At 67.4% G+C, this 26,804-nt stretch carries 32 protein-coding genes and 1 riboswitch; of the genes, 17 read left to right on the top strand and 15 right to left on the bottom strand.

The genetic code is table 11. From position 1 onward, the window contains the following. Nucleotides 1-6 precede the first annotated feature (6 nt). Together G6N33_RS08985 and G6N33_RS08990 are read right to left on the bottom strand one after the other, a co-directional pair. Nucleotides 7-711, bottom strand: coding sequence for a M24 family metallopeptidase (locus tag G6N33_RS08985; protein ID WP_101528185.1), 705 nt, complete (start codon nucleotides 709-711; stop codon nucleotides 7-9). 70 nt (nucleotides 712-781) lie between these two features. Further along, nucleotides 782-1,489: an alpha/beta hydrolase gene (locus tag G6N33_RS08990; protein WP_044509644.1), complete on the bottom strand. Its 708-nt coding sequence runs from the start codon at nucleotides 1,487-1,489 to the stop codon at nucleotides 782-784. Nucleotides 1,490-1,661: 172 nt separating this feature from the next. Between G6N33_RS08990 and G6N33_RS08995 the strand changes: the two genes are divergently transcribed. Both G6N33_RS08995 and moeA read left to right on the top strand, forming a co-directional pair. Beyond that, nucleotides 1,662-2,153 (top strand): cupin domain-containing protein, encoded by a 492-nt coding sequence (locus G6N33_RS08995; RefSeq protein ID WP_044509643.1) that lies wholly within the window; start codon nucleotides 1,662-1,664, stop codon nucleotides 2,151-2,153. Nucleotides 2,154-2,213: 60 nt separating this feature from the next. Beyond that, nucleotides 2,214-3,434 (top strand): molybdopterin molybdotransferase MoeA, encoded by a 1,221-nt coding sequence (gene moeA / locus G6N33_RS09000; protein WP_044509642.1) that lies wholly within the window; start codon nucleotides 2,214-2,216, stop codon nucleotides 3,432-3,434. On the opposite strand, the gene G6N33_RS09005 is transcribed toward moeA, so the two are convergent. Then, nucleotides 3,431-4,621: an MFS transporter gene (locus tag G6N33_RS09005; RefSeq protein ID WP_044509641.1), complete on the bottom strand. Its 1,191-nt coding sequence runs from the start codon at nucleotides 4,619-4,621 to the stop codon at nucleotides 3,431-3,433. The two genes, moeA and G6N33_RS09005, sit on opposite strands and share 4 nt — an antisense overlap. A gap of 94 nt (nucleotides 4,622-4,715) precedes the next feature. Between G6N33_RS09005 and G6N33_RS09010 the strand changes: the two genes are divergently transcribed. Genes G6N33_RS09010 through G6N33_RS09020 form a run of 3 tightly spaced genes read left to right on the top strand, consistent with a single transcriptional unit; the run spans nucleotide 4,716 to nucleotide 8,514 of the window. Next, nucleotides 4,716-5,450 (top strand): phosphatidylserine decarboxylase, encoded by a 735-nt coding sequence (locus tag G6N33_RS09010; RefSeq protein WP_408632770.1) that lies wholly within the window; start codon nucleotides 4,716-4,718, stop codon nucleotides 5,448-5,450. After that, entirely contained in the window at nucleotides 5,447-6,340 is an 894-nt protein-coding gene (pssA, locus tag G6N33_RS09015; protein WP_044509640.1) for a CDP-diacylglycerol--serine O-phosphatidyltransferase, read from the top strand. Before G6N33_RS09010 ends, pssA begins: the two co-directional genes overlap by 4 nt. Continuing rightward, nucleotides 6,337-8,514, top strand: a complete 2,178-nt coding sequence (locus G6N33_RS09020; protein ID WP_044509639.1) for an AAA family ATPase — start codon at nucleotides 6,337-6,339, stop codon at nucleotides 8,512-8,514. Before pssA ends, G6N33_RS09020 begins: the two co-directional genes overlap by 4 nt. On the opposite strand, the gene G6N33_RS09025 is transcribed toward G6N33_RS09020, so the two are convergent. Beyond that, nucleotides 8,488-9,084 carry a TetR/AcrR family transcriptional regulator gene (locus tag G6N33_RS09025; protein WP_044509638.1) on the bottom strand — a complete coding sequence of 199 codons (597 nt, stop codon included), beginning with the start codon at nucleotides 9,082-9,084 and terminating at the stop codon, nucleotides 8,488-8,490. The two genes, G6N33_RS09020 and G6N33_RS09025, sit on opposite strands and share 27 nt — an antisense overlap. A 21-nt stretch (nucleotides 9,085-9,105) precedes the next feature. Between G6N33_RS09025 and G6N33_RS09030 the strand changes: the two genes are divergently transcribed. After that, a complete protein-coding gene (locus tag G6N33_RS09030; RefSeq protein WP_044509637.1) occupies nucleotides 9,106-9,906 on the top strand; it encodes a DUF2867 domain-containing protein in 801 nt (266 codons plus the stop codon). Then, complete coding sequence (locus tag G6N33_RS09035) at nucleotides 9,903-10,106, top strand: hypothetical protein (RefSeq protein WP_044509636.1); 204 nt, start codon at nucleotides 9,903-9,905, stop codon at nucleotides 10,104-10,106. Before G6N33_RS09030 ends, G6N33_RS09035 begins: the two co-directional genes overlap by 4 nt. A gap of 3 nt (nucleotides 10,107-10,109) precedes the next feature. Here the strand turns inward: G6N33_RS09035 and G6N33_RS09040 are convergent, their stop codons facing one another. The 7 genes from G6N33_RS09040 to G6N33_RS09070 are packed head-to-tail and all read right to left on the bottom strand — an operon-like array spanning nucleotide 10,110 to nucleotide 15,322. Further along, entirely contained in the window at nucleotides 10,110-10,940 is an 831-nt protein-coding gene (locus G6N33_RS09040; protein WP_044509635.1) for an enoyl-CoA hydratase/isomerase family protein, read from the bottom strand. Continuing rightward, nucleotides 10,937-11,959, bottom strand: a complete 1,023-nt coding sequence (locus tag G6N33_RS09045) for a TIGR03617 family F420-dependent LLM class oxidoreductase (RefSeq protein ID WP_044509634.1) — start codon at nucleotides 11,957-11,959, stop codon at nucleotides 10,937-10,939. The genes G6N33_RS09040 and G6N33_RS09045 overlap by 4 nt, the downstream gene beginning before the upstream one ends. Before the next feature lie 44 nt (nucleotides 11,960-12,003). Continuing rightward, on the bottom strand, nucleotides 12,004-12,645 hold the full coding sequence (locus G6N33_RS09050) for an LON peptidase substrate-binding domain-containing protein (protein WP_044512784.1): 642 nt from the start codon (nucleotides 12,643-12,645) through the stop codon (nucleotides 12,004-12,006). 9 nt (nucleotides 12,646-12,654) lie between these two features. Next, complete coding sequence (locus G6N33_RS09055) at nucleotides 12,655-13,794, bottom strand: glutamate--cysteine ligase (RefSeq protein WP_179962678.1); 1,140 nt, start codon at nucleotides 13,792-13,794, stop codon at nucleotides 12,655-12,657. Beyond that, entirely contained in the window at nucleotides 13,775-14,482 is a 708-nt protein-coding gene (sodC, locus tag G6N33_RS09060) for a superoxide dismutase[Cu-Zn] (RefSeq protein WP_044509632.1), read from the bottom strand. The genes G6N33_RS09055 and sodC overlap by 20 nt, the downstream gene beginning before the upstream one ends. Before the next feature lie 32 nt (nucleotides 14,483-14,514). Next, nucleotides 14,515-14,994, bottom strand: coding sequence for a LytR C-terminal domain-containing protein (locus tag G6N33_RS09065; protein ID WP_044509631.1), 480 nt, complete (start codon nucleotides 14,992-14,994; stop codon nucleotides 14,515-14,517). Between the two features lie 19 nt (nucleotides 14,995-15,013). Then, the gene (locus G6N33_RS09070; RefSeq protein ID WP_003873790.1) at nucleotides 15,014-15,322 is read right to left on the bottom strand and encodes a DUF3263 domain-containing protein; all 309 of its coding nucleotides are present in this window, start codon (nucleotides 15,320-15,322) and stop codon (nucleotides 15,014-15,016) included. Nucleotides 15,323-15,767: 445 nt separating this feature from the next. On the opposite strand from G6N33_RS09070, the gene G6N33_RS09075 reads away from it, so the two are divergent. From G6N33_RS09075 to G6N33_RS09090, 4 genes are all read left to right on the top strand, one after another. Continuing rightward, nucleotides 15,768-16,361, top strand: coding sequence for a peptide deformylase (locus G6N33_RS09075; protein ID WP_044509630.1), 594 nt, complete (start codon nucleotides 15,768-15,770; stop codon nucleotides 16,359-16,361). Then, on the top strand, nucleotides 16,361-17,152 hold the full coding sequence (locus tag G6N33_RS09080) for a GNAT family N-acetyltransferase, cg3035/Rv0428c family (RefSeq protein WP_101528414.1): 792 nt from the start codon (nucleotides 16,361-16,363) through the stop codon (nucleotides 17,150-17,152). Before G6N33_RS09075 ends, G6N33_RS09080 begins: the two co-directional genes overlap by 1 nt. Nucleotides 17,153-17,208: 56 nt before the next feature. Continuing rightward, entirely contained in the window at nucleotides 17,209-18,015 is an 807-nt protein-coding gene (locus G6N33_RS09085; protein WP_179962706.1) for an exodeoxyribonuclease III, read from the top strand. Between the two features lie 159 nt (nucleotides 18,016-18,174). Then, nucleotides 18,175-18,612, top strand: coding sequence for a hypothetical protein (locus G6N33_RS09090; RefSeq protein ID WP_044509628.1), 438 nt, complete (start codon nucleotides 18,175-18,177; stop codon nucleotides 18,610-18,612). A 10-nt stretch (nucleotides 18,613-18,622) separates the two neighbouring features. Here G6N33_RS09090 and G6N33_RS27985 read toward each other — a convergent pair whose 3' ends face one another. After that, nucleotides 18,623-18,883, bottom strand: a complete 261-nt coding sequence (locus G6N33_RS27985; protein WP_081662164.1) for an Rv1535 domain-containing protein — start codon at nucleotides 18,881-18,883, stop codon at nucleotides 18,623-18,625. A gap of 63 nt (nucleotides 18,884-18,946) precedes the next feature. On the opposite strand from G6N33_RS27985, the gene G6N33_RS09095 reads away from it, so the two are divergent. Further along, the gene (locus G6N33_RS09095; RefSeq protein WP_101528435.1) at nucleotides 18,947-19,222 is read left to right on the top strand and encodes a hypothetical protein; all 276 of its coding nucleotides are present in this window, start codon (nucleotides 18,947-18,949) and stop codon (nucleotides 19,220-19,222) included. On the opposite strand, the gene G6N33_RS09100 is transcribed toward G6N33_RS09095, so the two are convergent. Next, entirely contained in the window at nucleotides 19,219-19,914 is a 696-nt protein-coding gene (locus tag G6N33_RS09100) for a PAS and ANTAR domain-containing protein (protein WP_081662163.1), read from the bottom strand. The two genes, G6N33_RS09095 and G6N33_RS09100, sit on opposite strands and share 4 nt — an antisense overlap. A 164-nt stretch (nucleotides 19,915-20,078) precedes the next feature. Next, a riboswitch (TPP riboswitch) is annotated at nucleotides 20,079-20,189 on the top strand. Here G6N33_RS09100 and thiC point away from each other — a divergent pair. The 5 genes from thiC to G6N33_RS09125 all read left to right on the top strand — a co-directional run bounded on the left by thiC (nucleotide 20,174) and on the right by G6N33_RS09125 (nucleotide 24,757). Beyond that, complete coding sequence (gene thiC, locus G6N33_RS09105) at nucleotides 20,174-21,832, top strand: phosphomethylpyrimidine synthase ThiC (protein ID WP_408632771.1); 1,659 nt, start codon at nucleotides 20,174-20,176, stop codon at nucleotides 21,830-21,832. (Overlaps the previous riboswitch by 16 nt.) After that, a complete protein-coding gene (gene thiD, locus G6N33_RS09110) occupies nucleotides 21,829-22,674 on the top strand; it encodes a bifunctional hydroxymethylpyrimidine kinase/phosphomethylpyrimidine kinase (protein ID WP_044509626.1) in 846 nt (281 codons plus the stop codon). The genes thiC and thiD overlap by 4 nt, the downstream gene beginning before the upstream one ends. Beyond that, a complete protein-coding gene (locus tag G6N33_RS09115) occupies nucleotides 22,671-23,291 on the top strand; it encodes an alpha/beta hydrolase family protein (protein ID WP_044509625.1) in 621 nt (206 codons plus the stop codon). Before thiD ends, G6N33_RS09115 begins: the two co-directional genes overlap by 4 nt. 139 nt (nucleotides 23,292-23,430) lie before the next feature. After that, nucleotides 23,431-23,868 carry a MarR family winged helix-turn-helix transcriptional regulator gene (locus G6N33_RS09120; protein WP_044509624.1) on the top strand — a complete coding sequence of 146 codons (438 nt, stop codon included), beginning with the start codon at nucleotides 23,431-23,433 and terminating at the stop codon, nucleotides 23,866-23,868. Nucleotides 23,869-23,884: 16 nt separating this feature from the next. Then, entirely contained in the window at nucleotides 23,885-24,757 is an 873-nt protein-coding gene (locus G6N33_RS09125) for an LLM class F420-dependent oxidoreductase (RefSeq protein WP_044509623.1), read from the top strand. 11 nt (nucleotides 24,758-24,768) lie between these two features. Here the strand turns inward: G6N33_RS09125 and G6N33_RS09130 are convergent, their stop codons facing one another. Together G6N33_RS09130 and G6N33_RS09135 are read right to left on the bottom strand one after the other, a co-directional pair. Further along, on the bottom strand, nucleotides 24,769-25,245 hold the full coding sequence (locus G6N33_RS09130; RefSeq protein WP_231382544.1) for a DUF4190 domain-containing protein: 477 nt from the start codon (nucleotides 25,243-25,245) through the stop codon (nucleotides 24,769-24,771). A gap of 38 nt (nucleotides 25,246-25,283) precedes the next feature. Continuing rightward, nucleotides 25,284-26,780: a neutral zinc metallopeptidase gene (locus G6N33_RS09135; protein WP_408632772.1), complete on the bottom strand. Its 1,497-nt coding sequence runs from the start codon at nucleotides 26,778-26,780 to the stop codon at nucleotides 25,284-25,286. Nucleotides 26,781-26,804 lie beyond the last annotated feature (24 nt).

Raw genomic sequence — 26,804 nt, forward strand, 5'->3', positions numbered from 1 at the left:
GCTGCACTAGGCGAGGTCGAGCAGCTGTTCGTAGAACCCGCCAAAACCGCGCGGGCGGTCGACCAGATGGATCTCCAGGATCCAGTGGCACGGCCGCCCGGCGGCGTCGTCGCGCCGCAGCGGCTTGTTCGAGCCGGGCGTGATGTACCACTGGACGCCGTCGCCGACGATCTTCTTGTGCGGGAACTCGCCGACCAGGTGGCCGGCGATGGGGCTGCCCCACTCGAAACCCGCGGCGCGGGCCACGCCGACCACGTGGTCGTACAACTGCGCACCAGTTACGCTCGGTTGCTCGCCGAAATAATCGCGCCCGGCTTGCCATACCCGCGGAAGTGCTTCCCGCACTGCGTGTTTGGCGGGATCATTGCCCAGCACGAACGTGCGACCGAAGTCAGCCTCCCACTCCTCGAAGATCGGTCCGAGATCGAGGAAGACGATGTCGTCGGCGGCGATCACCCGGTCCGGCGGATGTTCTTTGAACGGCTGCAGCGTGTTCTCGCCGGCGCGCACGATGCGCCGGTGCCAGTGTCGGGTGACGCCGAACATCGCCGCGGCCAGGTCGTGGATTTCGTCGGATAGTTGCTTCTCTCCGACGCCGGGGCGGATCATGGCGCGCTGGTCGATCTCGTCGAACAGCTTGGCGGCCTTGTTCTGGGCGTCGACGAGCCGCTGCACGCGCGCCTGTTCACGCACCTCGCCGGGGGCCTCCACCTACGCGATGCTAACCGTCCGGCGGCAGAGCCCGCGCAGGCCTGTTGGTGCCGTTGTGCGACAAGCCTTTTCAAGATGCTGATGCACCGGTGGCCGCCTCCTCGATGAGGTCACTCAACTCGTGTGGCACGGAGAAAAACGGGGAATGTCCGGACGGCAACCGCCGGACGTGGGCGGCTCGGGCAGCAAAGATTTCCTGCCCCGTCGCGAACGCGACATCGTTGTCGCACATGACGTATGTCGAGGGGACGGTATGCCACGCGGCGGCGGTCAAGGTTTGCGTGACGGGCTTCAAACTGAACGGCCGAAGTCGGGCGATCGCCCGCGCGGCATCCTCGGGAGCCAGATCGTTGAAGAACTGCAGCCCCGGATCATCGAGCGTGATGACATCGCCGTCGATCACCCACCACGGCGGTGGTTGTCCGCCGACCGCCTCGAGCAGCGACTCCCCAACGTCGAGCTGGAATGCGCACACGTACACCAGGTGCCGCACGCTGGGCAGATTGGCCGCGCCTTGGGAGACGACTACGCCCGCGTAGGAATGGGCCACCACGACGACCGGACCACGCACGTCGAGGATGCATCGGCCGACGGCTTCGGCATCCTCGGCGAGGCCGAAGCGGCCCGGGCGTTCCCCGGTGGTGGGCAGCTCGACGGTTCGGATTCGCCAGCCCCGCCCCGTCAAACGGGGGACCACGATTTCCCACACCCAGCTTCCATGCCAGGCTCCGTGCACAAGCACAATGGTGGGTCGCGACCCAAGCCCCAATTCGGCCATGAAACCCCTTTCCCGGCAGTAGGAGCACCCGCCAAACCCGCCGCCGGCGCTGCAGCTGACGCGAAGCATATGCACAGGAATCGCCCCGGCCTGACAGCGCGATCGAGGTCTCCCGGGCGCGCGCAGCCGCAGCGGACTCTTAGCCACACAGCAAGTAGGGGACACTGACCTCATGTCCCTGGTCGTGCCCCCGTATCCCCCGCCCCGCTACACCGCCGACCAGCCCGAGGTCAGCGCATGGCTGAAAAGAGCCGACTCGCCCCCGGACTACGCCGCCAACGGCGTCGCGTATCACTACCTGGCAAACCAGCAGGCCACCGACGGCGACTACGGCCTCTACCGGGTCGACATCGCCCCGGCCGGCGGCGGTCCGCCGGCGCACTTTCACCGAGCCATGTCCGAGGCGTTCTTCGTGCTCTCCGGGAGGATGAAGCTCTACGACGGCACGGAGTGGACCGACGGCGGCCCGGGTGACTTTCTCTACGTCCCGCCGGGCGGCATCCACGGCTTTCACAACGAGGCCGACGAACCGGCGTCGATCCTGATGCTGTTCGCGCCGGGAGCCCCGCGTGAGACGTACTTCGAGGGCCTCGGTGCGCTGGCCGACATGACCGACGACGAACGCAGCGCGTGGTTCGTCCGGCACGACAACTACTGGATCTGACTCCGCCCCAAGTACTCACCGGCGTCGAGCCCGGAATCCGGCAGGGCCGATAATGGCCGGGTGCGGTCAGTCGAGGAACATCAGCGCGTCGTAGCGGCAATGATCACGGCCCGTCCGGCCGGCACGGCGTCGCTGTCGGCGGCGCAGGGGCTGGTGCTGGCCGCCGACGTGGTGGCCCCGATGTCGCTGCCGGTATTCGACAACTCCGCGATGGACGGTTACGCGGTGCGTGCCGAGGACACCGCGGACGCCACACCGGAGCACCCGGTGGTGTTGCCGGTGGCCGAAGACATTCCGGCCGGGCGCACCGATCGGTTGACGCTGCAGCCCGCGACCGCGCATCGGATCATGACGGGCGCGCCGGTGCCGGCCGGTGCGACGGGCATTGTGCCGGTGGAGAATACCGACGGCGGTCTGCATTCGGTGACGATCCACCAGAGCGCACTCCCCGGCAAACACATCCGACGCGCCGGCGAAGACGTGGCCGCGGGCAGCACCGTGCTGCGCAAGGGCCAGGTCGTGACGCCGGCGGTGCTGGGCCTGGCCGCGGCGCTGGGATTGGCGGAGCTGCCGGTGATTCCGCGGCAGCGGGTGCTGGTGATCTCGACGGGGAGCGAACTGGTGGCCCCCGGCACGCCGCTGCAACCCGGGCAGATTTACGAGTCCAACTCGGTCATGTTGGCCGGAGCCGTCCGGGAGGCGGGCGCGGAGGTGGTCGCCGTCGCGACCGCCGAGGACGACGTCACTCAGTTCAGCTCGCTCCTCGAACAGCACGCCAGCGATAACGGGGTCGATCTGATCATCACCAGCGGCGGCGTCAGCGCCGGGGCCTACGAGGTCGTCAAGGACGCGTTCGGCCCAGACGGCGTGCAAGGCGGTGAAGGGGTCGAATTCGTCAAGGTCGCAATGCAACCGGGCATGCCGCAGGGGGTAGGTCGGGTCGCCGGCACGACGATCGTCACTCTGCCCGGTAACCCGGTCAGCGCGCTGGTGTCCTTCGAGGTGTTCATCCGCCCGGCGCTGCGCACGGCGATGGGGCTACCGGATGCACACCGTAGGCATCGTCGCGCGGTGCTGGCCGAATCGCTCACCTCGCCGCCCGGCAAGCGCCAGTTCCGTCGCGCGATCCTCGACACCGAGACGGGCAGCGTGGTCAGTTACGGTCCCCCGGCGTCGCATCATTTGCGGTGGCTGGCGTCGGCGAACGGATTGTTGGACATTCCCGAGGACGTGGTGGAGGTGCAGGCCGGGACCGAACTGCCGGTCTGGGACTTGACCTAAGTCGCCCGGTGGAACTCGTCCGCGGCGTCGAAAGCGGTACTGCACCGGATCGCGACCGCGGCGACGGTCACCATGACCGGGATCGTCACCAAGGCCGTGGACAGGCCGAACCACTGGGCGAGATGACCGATCAGCGGCGGCCCGAGCAGGTACCCGAGCCAGCCGCTGGCGGCGACGACGGCGATCGCGGAGCCCCCGTTTCCTACCGAGTAGGCGGCGCTGAACGCGGTGGGCACCAGCAGCGCCAGCCCCGCGCCGAGGCAGGCGAAACCGATCACCGTCACGGCGGGATTGGCCAGCAGCAGCGTGACGCTCATCGCGATCGCCGCGAATACGGCCAGCGCGGGCAGCAGCCGCCGGGCGGCAAAGCGGGCCTGCAGCCGGGTGGCCCCCAACCGGGTGACCACCATGAGCAGGCTGTAGCCGGCGTAACTCAGCGCGGCCGTACCGGCGCCGGTGCCGAGGACATTGCGTGAGTAGTTCGCCGACCAATCGGCCGCGGCGCCCTCGGTCAGGAACGACGCGAACGCCACCGCGGCCAGCACGGCAACGGCCGGCGACCGACCCGAGCGCGGGGCGCCGTGCTCTTCGGCGGCGGTGTCCGCCCGGTCGGCGACCAAGTACCGGATGAACGGTGCCACGGCGACCACAACCGCCACCGCCACGCCCACCAGCAGCGGGGTAAGGCCGACACCGGCCCCGACGCAGGCCGCCCCGGCGCCGGCTCCGAGCAACCCCCCGACGCTCCACATGCCGTGGAAGCGCGACATGATCGGCGCGGCGGCAAGCCGTTCGACGGTGGCGGCCTGGGTGTTCATCGCGACGTCAAGCGCACCCTGAAAAGCACCCCACACCGCGAGCGCCAGGAATAGTGAGCGTCCGGAGGTGGCCAGCCCAATCGTCGTGCCGGCAACGGCGTAGCCGACCAGCGTGACGGGCACGCAGCGCTGGCTGCCCCACCGCGGCAGCGCCCACCGGCAGCAGATCATCGCTGCGACCGAGCCGAACGGCGTGCCGAACAGCGCCCAACCCAGCGCCGCGTCGGACAAGTCGAGCTCGGCCTTGACCAGCGGGATATAGGCGACCCAGGCCGCGGCGAGCACCGCATGGGCGGTGAAGACGACGGTGACGGTGATTTTCGCGCGCCGCAGCCGAGCCGCCGGCAGGGCGCGCGTTTGCGAGTGCATCGAAATCAGGGCCCCCTTGGTCGTGTGAGTAAATCTTTCCCGCTGTGGCCCGGGACGAACCAGCGCGCCGCCGAAGCTCCGTAAGATGACGCGGGTGGCACGACGCCCCCGTCCTTCCGTTGATGACGACGGCCAGTCTTACCAGGGCCCGACTGTCAGCCCTCGGCACATGTTCGAGTTGCTGCGCGAGACCGTTCCGCCGGTGCATCCCGCGGGGCTGCCGTTCATCTCGGTCGGCCTGGCTCTCGCCGTCCTCGGTCGCAACCATCGCTGGCCGCGGCGAACGGGCCTGCTGGCCGCGGGTGCATGTGCGGCGTTTTTCCGGCACCCGCCGCGGGTTCCGCCCACCCGGCCCGGCGTGGTCGTCGCACCCGCCGACGGCTTGGTCTGCCTCGTCGACTCGGCGGCGCCGCCGGCGGAGCTGAGCATGGGCGACGCGCCGCTGCCCCGGGTCAGCATCTTCTTGTCCGTCTTCGACGCGCACGTACAGCGCGCCCCGGTCAGCGGCGAGGTGCTCGCCGTGCAGCACCGACCGGGCCGCTTCGGATCTGCCGACCTGCCCTCGGCCAGCCACGACAACGAGCGCACCAGCGTGCGAATCCGAACCGACAGCGGCGCCGAAGTGGTCGCGGTCCAGATCGCCGGACTGGTCGCCCGCCGCATTGTGTGCAACGCGCGCGTGGGGGACAAGCTGTCGATCGGCGACACCTACGGCCTGATCCGGTTCGGCTCCCGGCTCGACACCTACCTGCCGGCGGGGACCAACCCGATCGTCCGCCTCGGCCAGCGCGCCGTGGCGGGCGAGACCGTGTTGGCGGATCTGCGATGACCAACAGGATCCGCGGCCGCGCGGTCAATCTGCAAATCCTGCCCAGCGCGATGACGGTGCTGTCGATCTGCGCGGGCTTGACCTCGATCAAGTTCGCGCTCGAGCACCAACCCAAAGCAGCGATGGCGTTGATCGCCGCCGCGGCCATCCTGGACGGATTGGACGGTCGGGTCGCCCGCATCTTGGACGCCCAGTCGCGGCTGGGCGAGGAGATCGACTCGCTGGCCGACGCGGTGAACTTCGGGGTAACCCCGGCCATCGTGCTCTACGTGACGCTGCTGTCGACCTCACCGGTGGGCTGGGTCGCGGTGCTGCTCTATGCCGTGTGCGTGGTGTTGCGGCTGGCGCGGTTCAACGCGCTGCAGGACGACGGGACCCAGCCGGCCTATGCGCGCGAGTTCTTCGTCGGGATGCCGGCGCCGGCCGGCGCGGTGTCGATGATCGGCCTGATTGGGCTCAAGCTGCAGTTCGGTGACGGCTGGTGGTCCGCACCGCTGTTCCTGTGCATCTGGATCGCCGGGACCTCGATCCTGCTGATCAGCAAGATCCCGATGCGCAAGATGCACGCGGCCGCGGTTCCACCCAACTGGGCGGCCCCGCTGCTGGCGCTGCTCGCGATCTGCGCGGCGGCGGCGGTGCTGGCCCCCTACGTCCTGATCTGGGTGATCATCATCGCCTACCTGTGTCACGTCCCCTTCGCGGTGCGCAACCAGCGCTGGCTGGCCGCGCACCCCGAGGTGTGGGACGAAAAGCCCGAGCAGCGGCGCGCAGTCCGGCGTGCCAATAGGCGGGCGCAACCGAGCCGACGGCCAATCGTCCGCCTCGGCAGACCCGGCGGGCGGTCGGTCACGCGGCTGGGGCTGCGTAAGCCCGGTGGGCGATTCCCATGACCGCCGCGCGGCCCGGGCAGCTGACGCTGACCGCCCGGCTGAATACCTCAGCCGTCGACTCGCGCCGCGGTGTCGTCAGGATGCATCCGAATGCCCTTGCGGCTCTTGGCATTCGGGAGTGGGATGCGGTATCGCTGACCGGATCGCGCAGCACTGCCGCAGTGGCCGGGCTGGCTGACCGGGACATCCCGGTCAGTACCGTGCTGCTCGACGACGTGACGTTGTCCAACGCGGGGCTGCGCGAGGGCACCGCGGTGATTGTCAGCGCCGTCACGGTGTACGGCGCGCGATCGGTGACGCTGAGCGGCTCTACGCTTGCCACCCAGTCGATCAGCCCGGCGACGCTGCGGCAGGCGCTGCTCGGCAAGGTGATGACGGTGGGTGACGCGGTGTCGCTGCTGCCGCGCGACCTCGGCCCCGGCACCTCAACGTCGGCGGCCAGCCGGGCGCTGGCCGCGTCGGTCGGAATCAGCTGGACCTCGGAACTGCTCACTGTCACCGGTGTGGACCCCGACGGACCGGTGAGCGTGCAGCCCAACTCCCTGGTCACCTGGGGCGACGGGGTGGTGCCGGCCGCCGGTGTCGCGACGGCCCGGGCCGAACGGGTCGGCATCGCCGACCCGGCGATTCATGTCGACGATCTTCGGGGTTCGCAAGTGCAGGCCGGCAAGCTGGCCGAGTGGCTCAAGCTGGCCCTCGACGAACCGCACCTGCTGAAAACCCTTGGCGCCACCACGAATTTGGGTGTGCTGGTGTCGGGTCCGGCCGGGGTCGGCAAGACGACGATGGTGCGCGCGGTGTGCGCGGGGCGCCGGCTGGTCGAGCTTGACGGCCCGGAGGCGGGTGCGCTGGCAGCCGAGGACCGGCTCAAGACAGTGGCCGCCGCGGTGACGGCGGTGCGTAACGGCGGCGGCGTGCTGCTGATCACCGACGTCGACGCGCTGCTGCCGGAGACCGCCGAGCCGGTGGCGGCGCTGATCCTGGCCGAGTTGCGCAACGCGGTAGCCACCGACGGCGTGGCGCTGATCGCCACCTCCGCGCGGCCGGACCACGTCGATCCGCGCCTGCGGTCCCCCGAGCTGTGCGACCGCGAACTCGGCCTGACGCTGCCTGACGGCGCCACCCGCAAGGCGCTGCTCGAGACGCTGCTCAAATCCGCCCCGACGGATGCACTGGACCTCGATGAAATCAGCAGTCGCACACCGGGTTTCGTGGCCGCTGATCTCGCTGCCCTGGTGCGCGAGGCGGCGCTGCGGGCGGCGTCGCGGGCCAGCGCCGACGGAGCGGCCCCCAAGCTGAACCAGGACGATTTGGTCGGTGCGCTCAGCGTCATCCGGCCGCTGTCCCGCTCGGCCAGCGAGGAGCTGACGGTCGGCAATGTGACACTCGACGACGTCGGCGACATGGCCGAGGCCAAGCAGGCACTCACCGAGGCGGTGCTGTGGCCGTTGCAGCATCCCGACACGTTCGCGCGCCTGGGGGTGGATCCGCCGCGCGGCGTACTGCTGTACGGACCGCCCGGCTGCGGCAAGACGTTCGTGGTCCGCGCACTGGCCAGCACCGGGCAGCTCAGTGTGCACGCGGTCAAAGGTTCGGAGCTGATGGACAAGTGGGTGGGCGCCTCGGAGAAGGCGGTGCGCGAGTTGTTCCGCCGCGCACGGGATTCGGCGCCGTCGCTGGTGTTCCTCGACGAAGTCGATGCACTCGCGCCGCGGCGCGGGCAGAGTTTCGACTCCGGCGTCACCGACCGGGTGGTGGCGGCGCTGCTGACTGAGCTCGACGGCATCGACCCATTGCGCGATGTCGTCGTGTTGGGTGCCACCAACCGGCCCGACTTGATCGACCCTGCGCTGCTGCGTCCCGGCCGGTTGGAGCGCCGGGTGTTTGTGGAACCACCCGATGCCGCCGCGCGGCGCGAGATCCTGCGCACCGCGGCCAAATCCATTCCGCTGAGCGCCGACGTCGACCTGGACGACATCGCGGCCGAACTCGACGGCTTCAGCGCTGCCGACTGCGTGGCCCTGCTGCGCGAGGCGGCGCTGACCGCGATGCGCCGGTCGATCGATGCGGCCCACGTGACCGCCGCCGACCTCGAGGCTGCCCGCACGGCGGTGCGACCATCGTTGGACCCCGTTCAGGTGGACTCGCTACGGGCGTTTGCCGAAACTCTCTAGCATCGCCCGCACCGTCGCCGCGACGTCGGCCTCCAGCCACGACGGCATCGGATCGTCGTGGGCGTGGCGCCGCACGACGGCATAGGGCAGGTCGGAGACCGCGCGCAAGACGGCGTCGACATTGCGGGAATCTCTGCGGCCGTAAAGTTTTCGGGCTAGGTCAGCGACCCGCTCGAGCAACGGGGCGTTCATCGCCGCGACTGTCTGCTGAAATTCGGCGTCGGGGACCTCATCGAACAGGTCCCCCGGGCGGATCGTCAACAACAGCCGCGCGTCCTCGGGCTGAGCTCGGGCGAAGCTGATCGCGGATACCGCCATCGCGACCGCGGCCTCGCGCGGGGGGTGGGACTCCACTGCCATCGCCCCGGCCTGGAATCGCTGTAAGGCACGCAGCCACGCTGCCGCCAGAATGCCGTCGCGGTTACCGAACCGGTGATACAGCGTGCCGGCCGGTGCACCACTGGATTTCGCGATCGCGGCGACGCTGGCCGCGCGCGGTCCGCCGTTGAGCACCAGCGAACGAGCGGCGTCGAGAATCACGTCGGTTTCATGCTTCCGTGGTGGCGCCATGATCTAGTACAGTCCTTCTATATGGAACGATTACCCTATATCGATGAGCATGCCATAACCGTCGCCGCCGATCGCGCCGACACGTGGTCGGCGCTGCTGCGCGTGATCTGTCGCGACCCGCATGACCCGTCCACCGTGCCACTCGGCTTCGTCCTCGACGAAGCACGCACTGCCGAACGGCTCGCACTGAAGGGCCGGCACCCGTTCGCGGTATACCGGTGGGTGTTCGAGCTGGAACCCGAGGCCGACGGCCGCACCCGGCTGCGCGCGGTGACGTGGGCCGCCTTTCCCGGCCTGCACGGCAAGATCTATCGGAGCATCGTCATCGGCACCGGCGCGCACCGGGTGGTGACCCGCGCAACGCTGAAACACGTTGCGGCAGCATTACAGTCCGAGCCGCTGGACAGCGGCAAGCCAGCATCGGACTACACGGACGTCTTCGAGGTCCCCATCCGGTATGGCGACGACCGCCCCGCCGAACAAATGTTCCGGGACGCGCTGAAAAGCCAGCCGGGCGGTGGCATCGTGCGGTGGATTCACCGGCACATCCTGAGATTCCGCCCGGCTCCGCCGTCCTGCCCCGAACAACTCATCGGCTGGCCGATCGTGCATTCGGATCACGACGAGATCGTGCTGACCACCAGCGGGCCGTTGATGCGCGGTGAGTTGACGTTGCGCCGCGAGGACGACCTGCGCGCCACGCTCACCACTCGCGTGCATTACCGCCACGGCGGGGCACGCGCGGTGTGGGCCATGGTCGGGCCGCTGCATCGGATCGTGGCCCCGCGGCTGGTCGAGCGCGCCGTGACGATGACCCGGTGAGCCAACGTCGCAGTGCCCTGCAGGTCGTCGAGGGAATCGACTTGTCGTGGGCCGCGGTCAACCCGGCGCTGGCCGGTCGCGGTGCGCTCTACCTCGAGGACTGCGCGATCAGCCGCGCCGTCGCCCCGTACGCATGTGACGAGCAGCGCGCGGCCGACTTCTGGGAACTTTCCGAACAACTGTGTGCGCGGCGGGCCTGAGCCTCACGGCTCCGGCAGGTCCGTCCAGTCCTGGGACACCCGGGCGCCGAACCGCGGCGTGCGCTTCTCGACGAAGGCGGCGGTCCCTTCCCGGGAGTCGGGCGTCCCCAGCACGCGGTGGTGCAGCTGGGTTTCTAGCGATGCCACCTGGCACGGCGTGTAGCCGCGAATCGCACTGTCCCATAACAGCCGCTTGGACAACGCGGCCGACATCGGGGCCACGTTGACCGCGATGTCGCCGGCCAGCGCAAGCGCGTGACCGAGCACATCCGCGGCGGGCAGTGCCCGGTTGGCAATGCCGAGGCGCACCGCCTCGTCCCCATCGAACGTACGGCCGGTGAGCAAAACCTCGGCCGCCACGCCGAGATTGGTCAGGTGGGTCAGCGTCCAGTGCGCCATGCAGTCGGCTATCACCCCGCGACGCACCTGCACCACACCGTATTTCGCGTCTTGGGCGGCGATACGGATATCCGCCTGCAGCGCGATGGTCAGTCCGATGCCGATGGCGTGTCCATTGAGCGCGGCGATCACCGGTGTACGCAGCTCGAAGGCCGGCGGATCGATCGGCGCGGCCGAGAATGCGGCATCGTCGTCCGGCCGGTCGAATGGTGTTGCACCGCCAGCGAAGTCGGCACCGGCGCAGAAGGCCCGGCCTGCCCCGGTGACCACGATCGCGCGGACGTCATCGTCGTCGTCGCATTCCCGGTAGGCCTGGCTCAGCTGGTCGCCCATCGCGGCGGTGTACGCGTTGAGGTGAGCGGGCCGGTTCAGGGTGAGTAGTGCCACGCCCCCGTCGACCTCGACCAGTACGGGACTGGCTGGCGAGGTGCTCATCGGCGTGCCGGGCTGTGCTGCAAGGCGTCGATCAGGGCGGCGATGTCGGCGCTCGGCGGCGTGTATCCCGGAAAATAGCAACAGATTTCGTCGACGTGGTCGCCGAACCGTTCGGCGATCTGCTTGGCGCAGTCATCGGGTGAGCCGACGATACCGATGCGGGTGACCATCTCCTCGGTGATCAGGGCGCGCATCTCGGAGAAACGCGCCTGTTTGGACAGCGCGTTGAGTTCGGGCTGCAGCTCCGCCCAGCCCTCGGCCTCGAGGACCGGCAGGTACGCCGGTGTCGAGCCGTAGAACGCGATCAACGACGCGACGCCGTTGACGGCCGCGCTCAGGTCGGATTCGGTGCTGCCGACCGCCACCATGACCTGGGCGATCAGGTCGAAGTCGGTGGCGGGCCGGCCCGCGCGGCGCAGTCCTTCGCCGATGGCGGGTAGGGTACGTTCGGCGAAGTGCCGGGCGCTGTTGAACGGCATGACGAGTAGCCCGTCGGCGACTTCGGCGGCGGTGCGCGTCATGATCGGTCCCAGCGCACCCATCAGCACCGGCGGCGGCCCGAAGGGGTTGGGGCCCGGATTGAAGTTGGGCGCCATCAGGGTGTGGGTATAAAACTCCCCGCGAAAGTTCAACGCGGCCTGGCCTTCCCACGCCGCGAAGATCGCTTTGATCGCCGCGATGGTCTCGGCCATGCGTGCGGCCGGCCGGTCCCATGTGCTGCCGTAACGCTTTTCGATGTGGGCCTTGATCTGCGAACCCAGCCCGAGCCGGAACCTGCCACCGCTGAAGACCTGCAAGTCGTAGGCGGCGTGGGCCAGGTGCAGCGGGCTGCGCGGGCCGGCGATCGCGACGTTGGTCATCAGCTCGAGGCTGGTCTCCCGGGCGGCGACGAGCAGCGGAAAGAAGACGTCGTGCTGGCCTTCGAAGGTGAACAGCCCATCGGCACCGGTTGCCGCGATTTCGGCTGCACTCGCCGAGGCGCCCGTCGGCGATCCGTTGACCTGCAGATGTACTTTCACTCAACCGTCCAGTCACCCAATCGATGCCCTATAAAAGCACACCGCTATTCCGACAGCTGGAACTCCACCATCTCGGCGACCGTGTCGACCGCCTCGCGCAGTGCCGCCAGCCGGGCCGTCGCCGACGGCGCCGACAGCACGGCATAGCGGTCGGCCACTCCGATCGGAATGCGAGATGCCAAGGCGAACAGCCGCTGTCCCGCGTCGGGGTGGCCCGGGCCCAGGACCACATCGCGGTCCGGCAGCACGGCGCCGCGCGACTCGGCGATGCGCTCGAACAATGCCATCATCTTGTCCTCGACGTCGGCAAGCTGGGCCTGGGTGACCGGATCGCCGTCCTCATCGGGCCACCGGCGTACCGACGCCCTCGGGTAGGGCTCGTCGGGCAGCCACTCGCACACTCGGATTCGTTCGCCGGTTCGGCAGCGCAGCGCATAGCGCTCGGCGCCCGCATCGATGCATTCATCGATGCGGCACAGCACGCCCACATCGCAACGCTCGTCACCACCACCGACCTCCCAGCCGCGGGAGATCAGGACGACGCCGAACGGTTCGCCGGTGTCGAGGCAGTGCCGCACCAGCGCAACATAGCGCGGTTCGAAAATTCGCAGCGGCAGATCCTGATTCGGCAGCAGTGCCACCTCCAGCGGAAACATCGCCAGCTCAATCGTTTCCGGATCCGCCATCACACCAACCTAGATGTCCAACTCGCCTACCAACGCGTCGACGACTGCGCGCAGATCGCCGTCGTGCTCTTCGGCCACCCGCCGCTGTCGCTGATAGGAGGCGCCGTCGCGCCAGATGCCTTCCACCGCGGCCAGTTCCTCGCTGCAGTGCAGGGACTTGGCGACTGGCTCCAGCCGGGTCAGCACGTCGGCGAGATCCTCGGTGACCAGGCGCTCGTTGCTGTCGGCGTCCAGGATGATCACCGCGTCCAGACCATAGCGCGCCGCGCGCCACTTGTTCTCCTGGTTGTGCCACGGCGGCATGGTCGGCAGCGACTCGTCGGCTTCCAGACGGCGGTCCAGGTCTACCACCAGGCAATGCGTCAACGCGACCAGCGCACTGAGCTCGTGCAGGTTGGAAACCCCGTCGCAGACCCGAACCTCGATGGTGCCCAGCCGCGGCGAAGGCCTGATGTCCCAACGGACTTCGTCGACGTGGTCAATGATGCCGGTCTTCTTCTGGTCGTAGACGAACCCTTCGAATTCGGCCCAGGTCTGAAACTGGAACGGCAATCCGGCCGTGGGCAACTGCTGAAACATCATGGCCCGGTTGCTGGCGTAGCCGGTGTCCACCCCGGTCCACCATGGCGACGACGCCGACAGGGCCAGCAGGTGGGGGTAGTACTGCAGCAGTGACGTCATGATCGGCATCACCTTGTGCGCCGAGGAGATTCCCACGTGCACATGCACACCCCAGATCAGCATCTGCCGGCCCCACCATTGGGTGCGCTTGATCAGCTCGGCATACCGGGGTGCGTCGGTGAGCTTCTGGGTGGTCCACTGGGCGAACGGGTGCGCACCGGCACAGAACAGCTCCATGCCGCGGTCACGCACGATTTGGCGTGCCGGACCCAAAGTTTCGCGCAGATCCTCCATCGCCTGTCCCGTGCTGTCACAGATGCCGCTGACCACCTCGACCGTGTTGCGCAGTAATTCCTTGTGAACGCGCGGGTTTTCGCCGATCTCGGCGATGACGGCGGTGGCCTCGTTGCTCAGGTCGCGGGTCTGCGCGTCGACAAGCGCGAACTCCCATTCCACACCGAGGGTTGGCCGCGGCGAGCGGGTGAAACCGATGTGCGAGCTGGCCCTGCTACCCGGCACCAATGACACCGCACGCAACTCGCTTGCCGGAGTCTCCGGTGCTCATCGTCATCGAGTCGGGACCCGGTGTGCCGCCGAGGGTCTGGTTGTAGCGCTCCGGTGGGATATTGCCGAAATTATCGGCGCCGGCGTGGATGATGATGGCGGTCTTTTCACCGCTCAACAGGTCTTCCATCGTGAAAGCGTCCGTGGTGGTCACCAGCTGACCGGTTCCGTCCTTGCGCACCTGTAGCGAGGTGAGGTCGCCGCTTTCGGGTTCGGTGGTGTGGCCAGGCGCCTGGTAATGACCGCCGGCAGACAGGAAGTCGCCGGGCGCGCCGCCGGTGGGGGCAACCGAATTAGGTTCGCATTTGCCGACTTTGTGGATGTGCACGCCGTGGAAGCCTGGCGTGATCCCGCCTGCCCCGGTCGTGGCGATCGTGATCGTGGCGTAGCCGTTGCTGAAGTCGAACATTGCGGTCGCGACCTGGGTGCCGTCCGGCGCGCGCAGGCGGGTGGTGATACTCGGCTTGCCGGCGCTGGCACCCTCGGCCGCCGCGGATCCCGACGGCGCGGGCGATCCCGTCCAGATGGACGGCGTGGTGCCCGGCACCGAGGACGCGTGTTGGGGCGACGAGCACGCACTCAACGCAGCGGCGACACTGGCCGCGGAGAGAGTGGCGACAACGACCTTGCGGTGACCGGCGGGCTTAGGCATAGCGGAAGCCTAACCCGGCGCGTGTCTGTGAGTCAGCCCGTCACCACGACGATGACGCCGGGCGGCTCACCGGAAAGGGCGGGGATGCGTGGTTCGACGGCGGCCCCCAGGTTCTTGCCCACCGCGTCGGCGGTGGCGTGCTCACCCTCGGCGTCGGTGAAGTACACGGTCGTCACCGTCACGTCGGGCAGCGACATGTTCCCCACGTCGACGACTTTGAAGCCGGCGGCCTTGAGTTGGTCCGCGGTACGCCCGGCGACGCCGTCCTTGCCGGAGATGTTGTACACGTGCACCTCGGCCTGGGTGGCGGGCTTCGGGCTCGTCGAGGTCGCCGGCGTGGCGCTGGCGGAACTGGTCACGCTCGAGCCAGCCGAGGCCGAGTCGTCGTCGGACTTACCCGACGAGCTCAGCGCCTGCCAACCGAGCAGTAAGAAGATGACGCCGAGGAACAGCAGCACCATCACCATGGCCCGCAGTGGGAGCCCCGTCGAGTCGGGCACGCGCTCTTTCATCGAGCCCTACTGTAGCTACTCAGGTCACCTCGAAGCCGAGGCGCCGGGCGGCGCGCGCCTTCTGCCGGCTGGCACGTAGCCGCCGTAGCCGTTTCACCAGCATCGGGTCGGCGGCCAGCGCCTCGGGCCGATCCACCAACGCGTTGAGCACCTGGTAATACCGGGTTGCCGACATCGAGAACAGCTCTTTGATCGCGTCTTCCTTGACACCGGCGAACTTCCACCATTGCCGTTCAAAGGCCAATATGTCGTGTTCGCGTCGGGTCAGCCCATCGGCGATCTCAGCATCGTCCCCCGATCGATTTGCCCGCGCCATGGCGCTGTCCATATCGCTTCCCCTGGACCCTTCCGCCGAATTCCCTGTTGCTCGCATGACTTGACTTACCTAGGGGCATGTTTCGGCGAATATTGAATCACGCCGCGAACCCTCAAGTCGTCATCCAGACCCGCGAGTCGGCCGATTGGCTTCATAGCTTGCGTCGCGGCCCTCTCTTCTCCCCCGCGCCCCTCGCCACTTCGCGGCTGGGAGGTACCCCCACAGCCCCCCTCCTCAACCCGCCGCCTTGCAGCGCGCATCGTCGGCGGGCTTGCCCAATTGCCCCCCTCCTCAACCCGCCGCCTTGCAGCGCGCATCGTCGGCGGGCTTGCCCAATTGCCCCCCTCCTCAACCCGCCGCCTTGCGGCGCGCATCGTCGGCGGGCTTGCCCAATTGCCCCCCTCCTCAACCCGCCGCCTTGCGGCGCGCATCGTCGGCGGGCTTAAGCTAGCCGACCATGGCCGTCGTTCCCATTCGCATCGTGGGCGATCCCGTCTTGCACACCTCGACGACACCTGTGCACGTCGATGCCGACGGTTCGCTGCCGGCAGATCTGGCCGGACTGATCAAGGACATGTACGACACGATGGACGCCGCCCACGGCGTCGGTCTGGCCGCCAATCAAATTGGACACGGACTGCGACTGTTCGTCTACGACTGCCCCGACGATCGCGGCGCGACCCAGCGCCGCCGCGGCGTGGTCATCAATCCGATTCTGGAGACTTCGGAAATCCCCGAGACCATGCCCGACCCTGGTGATGACGACGAGGGTTGTCTGTCCGTTCCGGGCGAGTCGTTCCCGACCGGCCGAGCCACCTGGGCGCGGGTCACCGGTCTGGACGCCGACGGCATGCCAATCACCATCGAGGGCACCGGTTTGTTCGCCCGGATGTTGCAGCACGAGACCGGCCACTTGGATGGCTTCCTCTACCTGGACCGTCTCATCGGCCGGCACGCGCGCGCGGCGAAGCGAGCCGTCAAATCACACGGCTGGGGTGTGCCCGGGCTGTCCTGGAAACCCGGTGACGGACCGGATCCGTTCGGTCACTGATGATCTCGTGGCCGGACCCCGGCACCAGGGTGACGGTTCGCTACCGGCGTCCCGCCGGATCGATTCCGCCGTTGACGGACGCGGTCGGCCACCTGGTGGCGGTCGGTCCGAGGGTGCGCCTGCAGACGAAGACCGGCGCCATCGTCGAGTTCGCGGCCGACGATGCGGTGGCGCTTCGGGTGCTGACCGATACGCCAATCCGCACGTCGGCGATCCGCGCGCTCGAGCACGTCGCCGCGAGTGCCCGGGGCGGCGGTGAACGTGCCTGGCTCGACGGGTGGCTGCTGCGAGCCGGTGACGACATCAGCCTGACCCGCAATTCAGCTGTGCCCCTTGAGCTTTCCGCCCGGCTCAGCTCGGTTCCGGCGATCGTCGACTGGTACGAGCAGCGGGGACGCGACCCGTGGCTGGCCATCCCCGACCGCTTGCTGGTGTTGCCGCCGGGAGTGGCGGACGTCGCCGCCGAGCGGGTGTTGGTGCGCGACCTCGCCGCCAACCCACCAATCCCGAACGACACGGCGCCGCACGACGCCGAGCATGCGGCGGTGGCTGACGCGCCGGACGGCATCCGATGGGTGGGACTCTCCGTATCGGGGCTCACCGACGAGTCGGCGGCGCGCCGGTGCGAAGCCGCACTGGCGACCGGGGCGCGGCGCGGCGCCACCCGCGGCTTCGTCGAAGTCGCCGAGAACGACACCGTCGCAGCGGGCTTGGCGCAACGTCTGGGTTTCCGACTGCACCACGGCCGCCGCTACTTCGACCCCCGCCGACGCGGCTGGGATAGCGTCTAGCCATGCCCGACGGCACGATTAATAGCGGCGACTCCCAGCCTCCGGCTTCACCCCGGGTGCGACTGGCGACCTGGAACGTCAACTCAATTCGCAGTCGCGTCGACCGCGTCATCGACTGGCTCGGTCGCGCCGACGTCGATGTGCTCGCCATGCAAGAGACGAAATGCGCCGACGGTCAATTCCCTGCGCTGCCATTCCTGGAAGTGGGCTACGAGGTGGCCCACGTCGGCTTCAATCAATGGAACGGCGTGGCCATTGCATCGCGCATCGGCCTGGACGACGTTGAGATCGGGTTCGACGGCCAGCCGACCTGGAGCAGCAAGCCGGAGGTGGAGGCCGTCGCCGAGGCGCGGGCTTTGGGGGCCACCTGCGGCGGGGTCCGGGTGTGGAGCCTGTACGTGCCCAACGGCCGCACACTGGCCGATCCGCACTACACATACAAGCTGAATTGGCTTGCTGCCCTGCGTGATACGGCGGCCGCATGGTTGCACGACGATCCATCCGCCCAGATCGCGTTGGTCGGCGACTGGAACATCGCCCCGACCGACGACGACGTGTGGAGCACCGAATTCTTCGTCGGTGCCACGCACGTTTCCGAACCCGAACGTCGGGCGTTCAATGCCATTGTCGACGCGCAATTCGCCGATGTGGTGCGGCCTTTCACGCCCGGCCCGGGCGTCTACACCTATTGGGACTACACCCAACTGCGGTTCCCGAAGAAGCAAGGTATGCGCATCGACTTCATCCTCGCCTCACCGGCGTTGGCCAGCCGGGTCGTGGACGCGCAGATCGTGCGGGAAGAACGCAAAGGGAAGGCGCCCAGCGATCACGCCCCGGTTTTGGTCGACCTGGCTCCCGAATAAAGCGGCTGCTACGCATTGTCTGCACGTTTCGAACGTGGCAGCATTTCGCGTGTTAGAAGCGTGAACAATTTGTTGTCGCCGCCTTTACTTCCCGTTCGGCGGGTATACATGTTGCTACGCGTTCCGCAATGAATGCGACCGGAAAACCAGGGAGTCATTATGGGTGTCGTTGGCGGGGCAGTCCGCAGCGTGGGGAAAACGGTCAATCGCGCGGCAGAAGCCACCACCGCCGCCGCTGGCGCCGTCGGGGGTGCGGCAGTCAACGGAATTGTCGGTGGCGTCACCGGAGCCGCGGAGGGCATCAAACGCGGTATCAACTCGGGCAGTCACTCGACGCCGGCGGCCGCGTTGGCCATCGGTGCGCTCGGGGTAACCGGGTTGATCGATTGGCCGGTGCTGTTGGCGGTGGGCGGCGGCGCACTGGTGTTGCACCGGTTGAATCGGGGCAACGGGGCACCGCCGAAAGCCAGCCTGACACCGGTGCCTAGCCAGCCGACCCCGCAAAAGGTCACCCCGCGCAAATCCGCCGCCAAATCGCCGGCAAAGAAGGCGACCGGCCGTCGGGCTGGCGCCACCGACTTGCGCAGCACCAACTGATTGGACGCGGCTACGCCGACGCGGGTTGCGGCCGACGAGGCCGCTTTGAAACGTGTGCGGACGGGTCAGGACATAACTGTCCGTGCGGCCGCGAAGCCGACCGGGCCGAGAACCGCGGAGGTCTGCGATGCCGGTGATCAGGTCCCACGATCTCGACAATCCCTACCCGCCACAGCAATGCATAGAGTTCGAACAACGGCACGCTCAGCACCGAAGCAAGTGACGCAACGATTGGATCGGCCAGGGTGTCGGTCGTCGGCTTGGGCGCCATAGGTCCGACGGTGACCAAGTCACCCGGCGGGTTGGCAAACCCTTCGTTACTGAAAGGCAAATGATGGCGGAAAAGAAAACGCGGCGCACGACATCTCAGCGCGACGCCGTACAGAAAATCCGCGAAGGCGAAACCTTCGTCGTGAAGCTGCCGTTGGTCGGTCAGACCGAGATCCCGCGTCCCGAACAGCTGGCATACTACGGCGGTCTGGCCGCACTGGCCGCGCTCGAACTGATCGACTGGCCGGTGGCGCTGGTCATCGCAACCGGGCACCTGCTGGCCAGCAATCACCACAACAAACTGATCGAGGAGCTCGGCGAGGCGATGGAAGAGGCTTAACCCCTCTCAGTGAGGATGCGCTCGTGAATCGTCAGCAGCAGATGGTCGAACTCGCCCTGGATCTGCGTCGCCAACGGCGGCAAGGTGCTGACCTCGCCGACCAGTTGCTTGGCCAGGGTGCGCAATTTGGTGTTGGTCACTTGTGAGCGCCACTGCAAAACCCGGAAAGCCTGTTCCGGACTGAGCCGGTAGACGGCCATCAGCACGCCCTTGGCCTGCTCGATAGCCGCGCGGTGCTCGAACAGATCCTGCAACGCTTCGTCGAACCCTTCCTGGCGGTTCTCCTGACGAGCCTCGTCGAAAGTGGCCGTCAGATCGATGTAGTAGCCCGCGGTCCCCAGCACCGCCCCAGCGTCGTCCAAAATCCGATCGGCCACCACGATCGCCTCGTGTACGCCACCCGCTGTGTCGACAAAGCGGTGTCGGCTCGAAAATGACCCTCCGGAATGCAACGCGTGGTGCAGCAAATCGCGGACGTGCTCACGGTCATCGGGGTGCTTGTGGGACAACATCAGTTGTGTCGTCGGGCGCACCGCGCCGGGTTCGTACCCGTGCATCCGAGCGACCTCGTCGGACCACTCCCAGCGTTCGCCGTCAAACCAGAACCGAAAGCCGCCGACGTTGAGGCACGGGAGCGCGGCGTCGGCGACCGCGGCGCCCGTTTTCTTGGGCTGCTGCACGCGCCCCATCATCCCACCGCAACGGATCCACCGGCCGGGGATGCGCGACTCAGCAACTTTTTCGGCTCGCAGGGCCCGGCATCTTTTCGTAATTTGGACCGCTCGGGTCTCCCCGTGCGGCGCGATCCGGCCGCGGTGGGGGTAACGTCGGTGCGGGCTATCCAGCCACACCAAAAGTAAACAGGCGCGGGAGCGCACGCCGAGTGTGCTGAGAGGACGGCTCGGGGCCGTCGACCGTACGAACCTGACCGGATAATGCCGGCGTAGGGAGATGAAAGTGACCGACACCTTGTCAGAAACCACTGCACCGTCCGTGACTACCGGACCGATCGCGGGCAGCAGTAAGGCCTACCGCGAGATCGACGGGCCCGATGGAGTCACACTGCGCGTTCCGCTGCGCAGAGTGCACCTGTCCACCGGCGAGGACTTCGACTTGTACGACACCTCGGGGCCGTACACCGATCCGAACGCCACCATCGATCTGACGGCCGGGCTGCCACCGCGGGCGGGGCTGGTGCGTGACCGCGGCACCCAGCTGCAACGCGCCCGCGCCGGTGAGATCACCGCGGAGATGGCGTTCATCGCCGCGCGCGAGGGGATGCCTGCCGAGTTGGTGCGCGACGAGGTCGCCCGCGGACGTGCGGTCATCCCCGCCAACCACAACCACCCCGAGATCGAGCCGATGATCATCGGCAAGGCGTTCGCAACCAAGGTCAACGCGAACATCGGGAACTCGGCGGTGACGTCGTCGATTGCCGAAGAGGTCGACAAGATGGTGTGGGCCACCCGGTGGGGTGCCGACACCATCATGGACCTGTCCACCGGCAAGAACATCCACGAGACGCGCGAGTGGATCCTGCGCAATTCGCCGGTGCCGGTCGGAACGGTGCCGATCTACCAGGCGTTGGAAAAGACCAAGGGTGACCCGACCGAACTGACCTGGGAGCTCTACCGCGACACCGTGATCGAGCAGTGCGAGCAGGGCGTGGACTACATGACCGTGCACGCCGGTGTGCTGCTGCGTTATGTGCCGCTGACCGCCAAACGTGTCACCGGTATCGTGTCGCGTGGCGGTTCGATCATGGCCGCGTGGTGCCTGGCCCATCACCAGGAATCCTTCCTGTACACCAACTTTGACGAGCTCTGCGAGATCTTCGCGCGCTATGACGTCACCTTCTCTCTCGGCGACGGATTGCGGCCCGGCTCGATCGCCGACGCCAACGACGCCGCCCAGTTCGCCGAACTGCGCACCCTGGGTGAGTTGACGAAGATCGCGAAATCCCATGGCGTGCAGGTGATGATCGAAGGTCCCGGGCACGTTCCGATGCACAAGATCGTGGAGAACGTGCGACTGGAAGAGGAATGGTGCGAGGAAGCGCCGTTCTACACACTGGGCCCGCTGGCCACCGACATCGCCCCGGCCTACGACCACATCACCTCGGCGATCGGCGCGGCGATCATCGCCCAGGCCGGTACCGCGATGCTCTGCTACGTGACGCCCAAGGAGCACCTGGGGCTGCCGGATCGCAAGGACGTCAAGGACGGCGTGATCGCCTACAAGATTGCCGCGCATGCAGGGGATCTGGCCAAGGGGCACCCGCACGCCCAGGATCGTGACAACGCGTTGTCGCAGGCGCGCTTCGAGTTCCGGTGGAACGACCAGTTCGCGCTGTCCCTGGATCCCGACACGGCGCGGGAATACCACGACGAGACGCTGCCGGCCGAACCCGCCAAGACGGCGCACTTCTGCTCGATGTGCGGGCCGAAGTTCTGCTCCATGCGCATCACCCAGGATGTCCGCGACTATGCGGCCAAGCACGGGCTGGACAGCGAGGAAGCAATCGAGGCGGCGATGTCGGAGGGCATGGCGGAGAAGTCTCGCGAGTTCGCCGAGCAGGGTAACCGGGTGTATCTACCGCTGGCGCAGTGAGGTTTTCGCCTCCGGGGTTACCTGTGCCGCCGCCGGGCAGCACGCCGGCGCGAGTGCTGTCGATCGCCGGGTCGGACTCCGGGGGCGGCGCGGGCATCCAGGCCGACATGCGCACGATCGCGATGCTGGCCGTGCACGCCTGCATCGCGGTCACTGCGGTCACGGTGCAGAACACGTTGGGCGTCAAGTCCTTTCACGAGGTTCCCGAAGACGTCGTCGCCGGCCAGATCGAAGCGGTGGTCACCGACATCGGGATCCAGGCCGCCAAGACGGGGATGCTGGCTTCGCCACGCATCATCGACACCGTGGCCGCCACCTGGCGCCGGCTCGGGTTAACGGCCCCGCTGGTTGTCGACCCGGTCGCGGCGTCCATGCACGGCGACGCACTGATGGCTCCGGCGGCGCTGGATTCGCTGCGTGGCCAACTCTTTCCGTTGGCCACGCTGGTGACGCCGAACCTCGACGAGGTGCGACTGCTGGTCGGCATCGACGTGGTGGATGCCGACTCCCAGCGCGCCGCCGCGAAGGCACTCCATGCGCTGGGACCTCAGTGGGTCCTGGTGAAGGGCGGCCACCTGCGCTCGTCGGACCGCAGCTGCGACTTGCTGTATGACGGCGCCGACTTCCACGAGTTCGACGCGGAGCGGATAGCCACCCACAACGACCACGGTGGCGGTGACACGCTGGCCGCCGCGGCCGCCTGTGCGTTGGCCCACGGGTTCACTGTGCCCGACGCCGTCGCGTTCGCCAAGCGTTGGGTTACCGAATGCTTGCGCGCCGCTTACCCGCTCGGCCGGGGCCACGGCCCTGTCTCACCATTGTTCCGGCTGACGGGCGCATGAACCTCGACCCGATCGCGGGCATCGCGCACCCACCCGACGACGTGGCACGCGGCGTCGTCGCGCTCACCCATGGTGCCGGAGGTGATCGGGATTCGGCACTGCTACAGCAGATTTGCGACGAATGGGCCCGCCGCGGCTGGCTGGCGATCCGCTATAACCTGCCCTACCGGCGGCGCCGCCCCAAAGGTCCGCCGTCGGGTTCGGCGGCCGGCGACCGCGCGGGGATTGTCGAGGCGATCACCGTCTGCCGCGGCCTGGCTGACGGTCCGTTGATCGTCGGCGGGCATTCCTATGGAGGACGGCAGACCTCGATGGTGGTCGCCGAATCGGACTCGCCGCGCGTCGACGTCTTGACGCTGTTCTCCTACCCGGTTCATCCGCCCGGGAAGCCGGAGCGTCCACGCACCGAACACTTGCCTGACATCCAGGTGCCTACCGTGTTCGCCCACGGCACCGCCGACCCGTTCGGCACGCCCGCCGAGGTCCGCGACGCCGCGGCGCTGATCGCCGCACCGGTCGAGGTCGTCGAAATCACCGGTGCGCGACACGGTCTGCGGTCCAAGGTCCTCGATGTGCCCGCGCTCGCGGTCGATGCGGCACTGCGGTTGTTGCAATAGCCGTCAGGAATGGCCGATAGCGTTGCGGTCCACGGCAGCACTTTGTGCCGATGACTGCCGCGGCACCCGCCCCGGTGCGTACCGGCGATTTAGACAGTTAAAACTGGACAGTTTTGACTGTCTAATTTAGACTGGCCGCATGGATGGCATCACCGAGTCCGCCGTAACGGCCGCTCGAGATATCCGAGTGGTGTTCAGCCGCCTACGACGTCGGCTCAGAGACGTGGAGGTCCGCAACGACTTGACCCCGTCGCAGACGGCGGTGCTCACCCGGCTCTGGAAAGACGGGGCGTCATCGGCCAGCGCGCTGGCCGGTGCCGAACGAGTACGGCCGCAATCGATGGCAACCATCCTGACCGCCCTGGACCAACGTGGATTCATCGAGCGCAAACCCGATCCCGAAGATGGGCGGCGCCAGGTGGTTTCACTCACCAGGGCAGGTCGTAAGCGCGCCGAGAGCGACCGTCAAGTGCGCGAAGAGTGGCTGGCACGCGCCCTACAGGACCGTTACTCCGAGTCCGAACGTCGCACCATCATCGCCGCGTTGACCCTCCTTGAACGACTGACAGAAACGTGAAAGGGCATACATCGCAATGGAAGCAGGCGTTCACTTTATCGATTTTCTGCCCGGCGACACGGCAAGGCTGGCGCCGACGCTGGCCGACGCCGCCAAAGCGGCCGAGCACGCGGGTGCGACGCTGTTCACCCTGGCCGACCATTTTCTCCAGATGGAGAACACCGGACGGCCCGCCGAGGATCCATTCCTCGAGGGCTACACGTCGTTGGGTTTCCTTGCCGGGCAAACGGATACGATCGATCTGGCGCTACTGGTCACCGGCGTGACCTACCGCCACCCCGGTGTGCTGGCCAAGACCGTCACCACGCTCGATGTGCTGTCCCAAGGCCGCGCGCTGCTAGGCCTCGGTGCCGCCTGGTACGACCGCGAGCACGCGGCGCTGGGCATCCCCTATCCCCCACTACGTGAGCGGTTCGAGATGCTCGAGGAGACGCTGCGAATCTGCAAACAGATGTGGAGCGAGGACAACGGGCCCTACGAGGGCAAGCACTACCGGCTGGCCGAGACCATCTGCGAGCCGCAACCCATCCGGCGCCCGCCCATCCTGATCGGCGGTGACGGTGAGCAGAAGACGCTGCGGCTGGTCGCACAGTATGCCGACATCTGGAACAGCCTGGTTCCCGAGATTGACGGTCTGCGACACAAAATCGACGTACTCAATCGGCACTGCGACGCGGTGGGCCGAGACGCCGGCGAAATCCGCAAAACCGTCAGTGTTCTTGCTGACCCATTCCTAGATGTGGACGGCTACCTGGAAACGGTGGAAGGCTACGCCGAGCTGGGCATCGAGATGATCAACGTCGGTCCCATGCCGGGCGAGCCCGACCCGGTCGGCTATATCCGCCGCTTCGGCGACGAGTTACTGCCGCGTCTCACCGAGATCGGCTGAGCGCCAATCCTTCAGGCGGCCAGAGCCGGCGCCAGAGATGCCGTGGGCACCGCGTCGACGGTGAGCACCGTCGGCGCGGGTGCCCCGAGGTCTTGGTGCTCGAATTCGCCTAACGCACGGAGGATCCCGCCGATAGTCAACAACACGATCAGCACCGAGCCGATGGCGATGCCGGCAATGGCCAGTCCGCGGCCGCCCTGCCCGGTCTCTTTGATCTTGCCGAGCGCAAGAACGCCGAAGATGATGCCCAAGATGGGGCCGACACCGCAGATCCAGCCCAACAACGAGCACACCAGCGAGGCGATCGCCATGCCGTTGGTGCCCGCGGCCGGGGGGTAGATCGACCCCTGCGGGGGTGGGTAGCCGGGCGGCGGAGGGTAACTCGGCCCCGGCGGGGGCGGATAGCCCTGTCCCGGCGAATAGCCCTGATTCGGCGGGGGATAACCCGAATCGTGGGGTGGCGGGTAGCTAGGCGGTTCTTCCGTCACGGACGCCTCCTCGGCTCGAGTGGCCCATACTTTACGCCTCAGCCCGGATAACGGGAGTAGCACGCGTCGATGTTGCCGGTCACCCCACCCCGGAAGGCGGCGATGCGCGTGAAACCCGCCGGCACGCTGGTCCCGTCGGCGTCGCTGGCGACCATGTGGTTGGTGAGCAAACCGGCGACCGCCTCATCGAGATCGCCGGCGGTCAATAAAAGCTCTTTGTGCGAGGGAGTCTCGATCGGCTCGGCCATCTTGCGGTGCACGACCCCGGTGAGGCAGGCGGTGCGCAGCGCGGTCCACGGGCTTTGCATCGGCAGACCTCGTTCATGCTGTACCGCAAGCGCGTATCTCGACATCACGATCGACAGGGCGGTGTCGTCACCCTGCGGCAGCGTGTGTTCATTCTCGTCCGAGACTTTCCCGACCGCGGCAAGTCCGGGCAGGTCCACCATGATCGTGTTGGTGGCGGGGCAATACGACGCTGGCGGGCTGGCCTTGGCGTCCGGGCAGCCCTGTGTCGTGAAGGACAGCGTGGGTGGGTTCTTGGGCGAGAACACCTTGCCGAGCAACTCCATCAACGTCGAAAGGGTGTCTTGGTTGATCGGCACCTCGCCGGTCTCCGGATCGCCGTTCGGGTCGGTTTGCAACGCCTTCGGCAAATCACCCCGGCGCTGATCGATCTCCTGCTTGTTGATCCCGGCACAGGCCGAAGCGCCCGTAATGAAGCCCATTTGAAAGGCGCTGACGCGATCCAGTGCCGAACCGTGCTCGTCATCGTTTTCGGTGTCAGCATCCATCACCGGGTCCCGAGTGGTGATGATGCCGGCCAGTACGTGATCGAGCCCGTCGGCGGTGCTCAGCGTGAAACGGGGCGACTTGCCGGAGGCCACCCAATTGAGGTAGACACCCGCGAAGCAGTCGGCCTGCTGTTCACGAACAATGGTCAGGTCCCTTTTCGTCACCAGTTTGGCCATCTGCTGCAAAGCATGTCCGAACTCGTGCGCCAACACACCGGTGACGGACATGTCGCCGAAATAGCGTCGGGCCACCGGCATGAACACGCCGCGGTCCCAAGCGATCAGGTTGCAGCGGGACGTGAAGAACGCGTTGACGAGCTTGTAGGTCTCGTTGTGACAGACGATGGGGCTGTCCGGATCGTTGGAGTCGTAGGAGACTAGCTTGCCGACGGGTAGAAAGGTCCCTTTCAACGACTGGCTGTACGCCGATTGCCAGTAATCCTCGATGTCATTGATCGACAGCAACGACAACTTGTCGATCGCACCGTTGTCGGTGTTGACGACGGTGCCGGTGGTCGCGGGACCGTTCGGGCGAGGTCCGCTGGGGCCGTTGGTAGCGGGCAGATCCCCCACGTGGAACGGGTCGTTGAGCATCGACAGCGCCCGGCCCTCGAGGACCGTGGTACAACCGGCGACCACGAGCCCCGTGGCAACACAGGCGATTGCCGCCCGCAGCGAACGCGGGGCGCTGCGGGCGAAGCCGCCGTGGGGCCGACGTCGATTCTGTCCGCGGTTCATCATGACCACCTCATCCCGACCGGCTGC

The organism is Mycobacterium simiae, assembly GCF_010727605.1.
Taxonomy (GTDB): Bacteria; Actinomycetota; Actinomycetes; order Mycobacteriales; family Mycobacteriaceae; genus Mycobacterium; species Mycobacterium simiae.

Bases quoted from the DNA above. Each gene is read 5' to 3' on its own strand.
- G6N33_RS08990 (WP_044509644.1), bottom strand. From the start codon at position 1,489: ATGGCCGAATTGGGGCTTGGGTCGCGACCCACCATTGTGCTTGTGCAC.
- G6N33_RS08995 (WP_044509643.1), top strand. From the start codon at position 1,662: ATGTCCCTGGTCGTGCCCCCGTATCCCCCGCCCCGCTACACCGCCGAC.
- G6N33_RS09005 (WP_044509641.1), bottom strand. From the start codon at position 4,621: ATGCACTCGCAAACGCGCGCCCTGCCGGCGGCTCGGCTGCGGCGCGCG.
- pssA (WP_044509640.1), top strand. From the start codon at position 5,447: ATGACCAACAGGATCCGCGGCCGCGCGGTCAATCTGCAAATCCTGCCC.
- G6N33_RS09020 (WP_044509639.1), top strand. From the start codon at position 6,337: ATGACCGCCGCGCGGCCCGGGCAGCTGACGCTGACCGCCCGGCTGAAT.
- G6N33_RS09025 (WP_044509638.1), bottom strand. From the start codon at position 9,084: ATGGCGCCACCACGGAAGCATGAAACCGACGTGATTCTCGACGCCGCT.
- G6N33_RS09030 (WP_044509637.1), top strand. From the start codon at position 9,106: ATGGAACGATTACCCTATATCGATGAGCATGCCATAACCGTCGCCGCC.
- G6N33_RS09040 (WP_044509635.1), bottom strand. From the start codon at position 10,940: ATGAGCACCTCGCCAGCCAGTCCCGTACTGGTCGAGGTCGACGGGGGC.
- G6N33_RS09050 (WP_044512784.1), bottom strand. From the start codon at position 12,645: ATGGCGGATCCGGAAACGATTGAGCTGGCGATGTTTCCGCTGGAGGTG.
- sodC (WP_044509632.1), bottom strand. From the start codon at position 14,482: ATGCCTAAGCCCGCCGGTCACCGCAAGGTCGTTGTCGCCACTCTCTCC.
- G6N33_RS09065 (WP_044509631.1), bottom strand. From the start codon at position 14,994: ATGAAAGAGCGCGTGCCCGACTCGACGGGGCTCCCACTGCGGGCCATG.
- G6N33_RS09070 (WP_003873790.1), bottom strand. From the start codon at position 15,322: ATGGACAGCGCCATGGCGCGGGCAAATCGATCGGGGGACGATGCTGAG.
- G6N33_RS09075 (WP_044509630.1), top strand. From the start codon at position 15,768: ATGGCCGTCGTTCCCATTCGCATCGTGGGCGATCCCGTCTTGCACACC.
- G6N33_RS09080 (WP_101528414.1), top strand. From the start codon at position 16,361: ATGATCTCGTGGCCGGACCCCGGCACCAGGGTGACGGTTCGCTACCGG.
- G6N33_RS09090 (WP_044509628.1), top strand. From the start codon at position 18,175: ATGGGTGTCGTTGGCGGGGCAGTCCGCAGCGTGGGGAAAACGGTCAAT.
- G6N33_RS27985 (WP_081662164.1), bottom strand. From the start codon at position 18,883: ATGGCGCCCAAGCCGACGACCGACACCCTGGCCGATCCAATCGTTGCG.
- G6N33_RS09095 (WP_101528435.1), top strand. From the start codon at position 18,947: ATGGCGGAAAAGAAAACGCGGCGCACGACATCTCAGCGCGACGCCGTA.
- G6N33_RS09100 (WP_081662163.1), bottom strand. From the start codon at position 19,914: ATGATGGGGCGCGTGCAGCAGCCCAAGAAAACGGGCGCCGCGGTCGCC.
- thiC (WP_408632771.1), top strand. From the start codon at position 20,174: ATGAAAGTGACCGACACCTTGTCAGAAACCACTGCACCGTCCGTGACT.
- G6N33_RS09115 (WP_044509625.1), top strand. From the start codon at position 22,671: ATGAACCTCGACCCGATCGCGGGCATCGCGCACCCACCCGACGACGTG.
- G6N33_RS09120 (WP_044509624.1), top strand. From the start codon at position 23,431: ATGGATGGCATCACCGAGTCCGCCGTAACGGCCGCTCGAGATATCCGA.
- G6N33_RS09125 (WP_044509623.1), top strand. From the start codon at position 23,885: ATGGAAGCAGGCGTTCACTTTATCGATTTTCTGCCCGGCGACACGGCA.
- G6N33_RS09135 (WP_408632772.1), bottom strand. From the start codon at position 26,780: ATGATGAACCGCGGACAGAATCGACGTCGGCCCCACGGCGGCTTCGCC.